Annotated in this window: 4 protein-coding genes and 1 pseudogene; 2 read left to right on the forward strand and 3 right to left on the reverse strand. The window is 75.2% G+C overall.

All coding sequences use genetic code 11. From position 1 onward, the window contains the following. Together ABD296_RS48825 and ABD296_RS48830 are read left to right on the forward strand one after the other, a co-directional pair. The coding region (locus ABD296_RS48825) for a hypothetical protein (protein WP_407061589.1) at nucleotides 1-468 on the forward strand (468 nt) is incomplete at its 5' end. Nucleotides 469-491: 23 nt separating this feature from the next. After that, nucleotides 492-1,916: a lipopolysaccharide biosynthesis protein gene (locus ABD296_RS48830; protein ID WP_344285199.1), complete on the forward strand. Its 1,425-nt coding sequence runs from the start codon at nucleotides 492-494 to the stop codon at nucleotides 1,914-1,916. Here the strand turns inward: ABD296_RS48830 and ABD296_RS48835 are convergent, their stop codons facing one another. From ABD296_RS48835 to ABD296_RS48845, 3 genes and pseudogenes are all read right to left on the reverse strand, one after another. Continuing rightward, nucleotides 1,917-2,876: a sulfite exporter TauE/SafE family protein gene (locus ABD296_RS48835; RefSeq protein ID WP_344285201.1), complete on the reverse strand. Its 960-nt coding sequence runs from the start codon at nucleotides 2,874-2,876 to the stop codon at nucleotides 1,917-1,919. Nucleotides 2,877-3,027: 151 nt separating this feature from the next. After that, the gene (gene cysC, locus ABD296_RS48840) at nucleotides 3,028-4,497 is read right to left on the reverse strand and encodes an adenylyl-sulfate kinase (RefSeq protein ID WP_344285203.1); all 1,470 of its coding nucleotides are present in this window, start codon (nucleotides 4,495-4,497) and stop codon (nucleotides 3,028-3,030) included. A gap of 106 nt (nucleotides 4,498-4,603) precedes the next feature. Further along, nucleotides 4,604-4,954, reverse strand: a pseudogene (locus tag ABD296_RS48845) (hypothetical protein); the annotation flags it as partial.

Consider the following 4,954-nt stretch of genomic DNA (forward strand, 5'->3'; position numbering starts at 1 on the left):
CGCGGCCGGTCGCCGCGCGTCAACGGGGCCGGGGCCGCGGCGCCGGCGACGTCGTCCCGCTCGTCCTCCGGCCCGCGCGGCACGCGGGTGGCCGGCAGCGGGGCGCCCACCGGGAACGGAGCGTCCGGCGCGCCCAAGACGCCGCCGGCCAAGCCCCCGTCCGGGAAGGCGCCGCGCAAGGCGGCGCCCAAGGGCCGCGGCGACAAGCCCGCCGAGGCCGACAAGCGGCCCGCCTCCGACATCGCCGCCGAGCTGTGGCCCGACGGCGGCGACCCGACCCGCACCGCCGAGGACCCGCTGTACCTGCTCGGCGGCAAGGCGCCCGGCGCGGACAAGCCGCCCGCCGACAAGCCGGTGTCCGACAAGCCCGTGTCCGACAAGGGCAGGGGAGGCAAGCCCGAGCCGGGCAGCGGGTCCGGCAAGGGAAAAGGCGACACGTCCCTGATGCACTACGACCTGGACAGGTGACGCAGGGGGCTTCGGGACGGAGCTTGAGCACCCCTGAGAGCACGGTCGAGACGGCGGTCGACCTTCCCGCCCTTCCGGACGGCCTGCTGCCCGGCGAAGCGCCGGAGCCGGTGCCCGGCGGAGGCCGCGGCAAGCGGATCGCGGGCCGGGCCGGCCGGCTGCTGGCGTCCGCCGGCGGCGCCGTCGCCGTGCAGTTCGTCACCGCGGGCGGCAGCCTGGTCGTGCAGTCGCTGGCCGCCCGCACGCTCGGCGCGTCCGGCTACGGCGCCTACGCGCTGTTCTTCTCGATCATCGTCATGATCACCTCGGTGCAGACCAGCTGGGTCGGCGACACCCTGACGGTGTTCGACCGGTTCGAGCCGCGGGTGCGCGGCGCGCTGCTGCTGTCGGTCATGGGCACCGTCGTGGCGGGCGCGGCCGCCGGCGCCGTCGTCGCGGCCGTGATGGGCCTCGCCGGGCCGGCCGGGATCGCGCTGTTCGCGCTGCTGGTGGCGCTCTGGCTGCTGAACGAGACCGGGCGGCGGATCTTCACCGCGCGGATGGAGTTCTGGCGGCTGACGATCAACGACTCCTGCTACCTGGTGACGACGCTGGTGGCGCTCGGCGCCGCCCTCGGCACCGGCATGGACGCCTCGGTGGAACTGCTGCTCGGCGCGATGTGCTTCGGCTGCCTGTGCTCGATCGCGCTGGCCCGGCTGCGGCTGCCGGCGAAGGAGTACGCGCTCGCCTCGCTGCGCGGCACCGCGTTCCGCGAGATCCTCGGGTTCTCCTGGTGGCGCTCGGTGCAGGCCGGCATCCGGCCGACCGCGCTGCTGCTGGCCCGCGTGATGATCGCCGGGTTCGCGTCCACCGCCGCGCTGGCCGGGGTGGAGGCGGCGCGGCTGCTGCTCTCGCCCGCGCTGACGTTCGTCAACGGCGCGGGCTGGTTCCTGCTCGGCGACTTCGCCAAGGCCGAGCGGGACGGGCGGCCGATGCGCGCCCGGCAGGCGGTGCGGGCCTGCGCGCTGATGTCGGGGATCGCGCTGGTGATGAGCCTCGGCGGGATCGCGCTGGTCGGCTGGCTCGGGCCGGTGGTGACCGGCGGGTCGTTCGCGGTGGACCGGGTCGCGCTCGGCGGCTGGGCGGTCTACTCGGTCTGCTTCTCCTGCACGCTGCCGCTGGCCAGCCTGGCGACGGCCCGCAAGCAGTCCCGGTCGGTGTTCGTGATCCGCGGCGTGGAGAGCCTCACCGGCCTCGCGGTGCTGCTCGGCCTGCTGGTCGCCGACCCCGGGCACGCCGCGATCGCCCCGTACTGCCTGGGCGCCGGCGGCCTCATCTCCGCCGTGATGCTGTGGCGGATGCTGCGCAAGGGCGACCCGCCGCGCGGGGGCGTCCCGGCGGCGCCGGAGCCGGAAGCGCCGCTGGCGGCGGCCCCTCAGCCCTCCGGGGCGTCCGCTCCGAACGGCTGATCAGGAGACGTACTCGTCGGCCGACGCGGCGGCGGGTGTACGGCCCTGCCGCTGGGCGTCGGCCGCCGCCGGCTCGTTCCCGGCCCGGTCCGCGCGCCGCCGCCCGGCCAGCCAGAATGCGACGGTTCCGGCGGCCAGCACGACCAGCGTCCACGCGATCGGGATGGCGCCGACGCCGAACATCTTCAGCGAGGACGCGACCAGCACCAGCGCCAGCACGCGGCGGATGAGGCCGCCGGGGGCGCGCGAGGAGATCTTCGAGCCGAGATAGACGCCGGGGATCGAGCCCACCAGCAGCGCGGCGGTGACCTGCATCTGGAAGTCGCCGAACAGCAGGTGGCCGAGCGCGGCGGCGAACACCAGCGGCACCGCCTGCAGCAGGTCGGTGCCGACCAGCTGGTTGGCCTTGAGCGCCGGGTAGAGCGCGAGCAGCGCGACGATGATCAGCGAGCCGGAGCCGACCGAGGTGATGCCGACGACCAGGCCGCCGACGAGCCCGATCAGCACGGTCGGCAGCGGCCGGATCCGGATCTCGGGCGCCTCGCCGTCCCCGGTGCCGGGGCGGCCGCCGTCGCGGCGGGCGAGCAGGCCGCGGACGACCAGGCCGCCGGCGGCGATCAGCAGCGCGACGCCCATCGCCTTGCTGATCAGGTTCTCGACCCCGTCGCCGTGGCCGAGGGCCCGGGCCAGCAGGACACCGCAGAAGGCGGCGGGCACGGAGCCGGCGCACAGCCAGCCGACCAGCCGCATGTTGATCGTGCCCTGCCGGTAGTGCACGGCGCTGCCGACCGGTTTCATCACCGCGGCGGCCACCAGGTCGCTGGAGACCGCCGCGAGCGGGCTGACCCCGAAGAAGGTCACGAGCATCGGGGTCATCAGCGCGCCGCCGCCCATCCCCGTCAGGCCGACGACGATGGCGACCAGGAACGAGCCGAGGGCCATGGTCCAGTCGAAGTCCACGCGCCTTCACCCCCCTAGAGCAGCATGACCTACCAGCTATATAGGAAAACTTGCCTACAAGGTACGGGATGGTACCCGGGTCTGTTAACCCGGGTGCACCACAACAAACGCGACTAAAGAGACGATCTACGCCTCGTGGGGCGAGAGAGGACTACTCCGGGCGGACCCAGCCGCCCGCGACCAGCAGGTCGAGGACCCGCCCGACCGCCTCGTCCGGCGTCATCGCCGAGGTGTCCAGCGCCAGGTCGGCGTCGTCCGGCACCTCGTAGGGGTCGGAGATGCCGGTGAACTCCGGGATCTGCCCGGCCCGCGCCTTGGCGTACAGGCCCTTGCGGTCGCGGCGCTCGCACTCCTCCAGCGGCGTCGAGACGTGCACCAGGACGAAGTCGCCCGCCGCCGCCACCATCCGCCGCACCTCCGCGCGGGTCGCCGCGTACGGGGCGATCGGCGCGCAGATCGCGACGCCGCCGTGCCGGGTGATCTCCGCCGCGACGAACCCGATCCGCCGGATGTTCAGGTCGCGGTCGGCCTTGGAGAACGTCAGGCCCGCCGACAGCATCCGCCGCACCACGTCCCCGTCGAGCAGCGTGACCGTCCGGCCGCCGCGCTCGACCAGCGCGTCCGCCAGCCCGCGCGCCACCGTGGACTTGCCCGACCCCGACAGGCCGGTGAAGAACACCGTGATCCCGCGCGAGTGCTTGGGCGGCCGGGCCCGCGCCAGCTCCGCGGCGACGGCCGGCGGGGTGAACCAGTCCGGGACGGGCTCACCGGCGTCCAGCAGCTCGCCGAGCCGCTCGGCGGTCAGCTCGGCCTGCACGTGGTCGGGCTCGATCCGCGCGACCGGGCGCCAGATCTCCACGTCCGCGTCGTAGGCCCACGGCTCCGGCACCACGACCGGGATCGCGGCGTCCTGGACCTCCTGCTCGGCGAGCAGGTGCGTGGCGCCGTACGCGGCGGCGACGTGCGCGCGCAGCAGCAGGTCGCGCCCGTCGTCACCGCGCGAGGGGAGCGGCACCGGGATGATCCGCGTCCCGTCCGGCAGCTCCTTGCGGACGCCCAGCAGCGCCCGGACGAGCGACTCGTCGTGCTCGCCGCTCAGCAGCGGCAGCACCAGCACCCCGGCGCCGAGCTGCTCGGCGACCTGGCGGATCTGGCCGAGCTGCTTGCGGTGCAGGGGTTCGCGCGCGGCGACCGCGAGGACGGGGCCGTCCACGGGGTCCAGCTCGTCGGGGCGGCGGCGCAGGGAGTGGAACGGTCCGTGCGCGGGGGAGCGGAGGGCCCGCAGCGGCCCCGCCAGGCGCCAGCCCTGGGACGTCGGGTCCTGCCAGGCCTCGGCGACCTCCAGCACGGCCAGCGGCACGCCCTCCGGGTCCTGCAGGACGATCCGCTCGTGCGCGGTCAGCTCCTTGGGCACCGACAGGGTGACCGGCACCGGCCACGCCGTCCCGTCGGCGAGCCGGCCGCCGGCGATCACCATCGCGGCGTCGAACGAGCCGAGGAAGCCGGTCAGCGGCCGGTACACGCCCGCGAGCAGCAGCTCCAGGTCGGCGAGCTCCACCGCGTCCGGGGCCCAGCCGGGCAGGTCGCGCAGCGTGTCGGGAAGGCCGGCTTCGGCGGTCACCGCGGTCTCCGATCCCGCCCGGCGCGCGCGCCGGGCCGATGCAGGTCAAGGGTCGATTTCCCGCCAAATTACTGCGGTCGCGGCGGTGCCCGCATCTCCGGCCCCGTCAGATGACCCGGGCGAACCGGTTCTCCGGCTTGCGGATGACGAGGGTGACGTCGCTGTGGTCTGCGGTGAGACGGCCCCGACTGGCCCTCGCCACCAGCCGGCACAGCAGGTCGGTGAGGCCGGTTCCGGCCCCGAGCGCGTCGATGGCCTGCCGCGAGGTGTACTCCTCGGAGATCATCAGCCCGCGCATCACGCAGTACCACTGCATGCCCTGCCGGGACGCGACCTTGTCGTAGACCGCGGGCGGCGGCTGCGGCGGCCGGGCCCGTCCGGCGCGCGGCTCGGGCGGCGCCCCGCGCTCCTCGGGCTCCCGCGCGGGGGCGGCCTGCTCCGGTTCGGCCGGCGGGCC

It is taken from the genome of Actinomadura napierensis (assembly GCF_039529375.1).
Classification (GTDB): Bacteria; Actinomycetota; Actinomycetes; order Streptosporangiales; family Streptosporangiaceae; genus Spirillospora; species Spirillospora napierensis.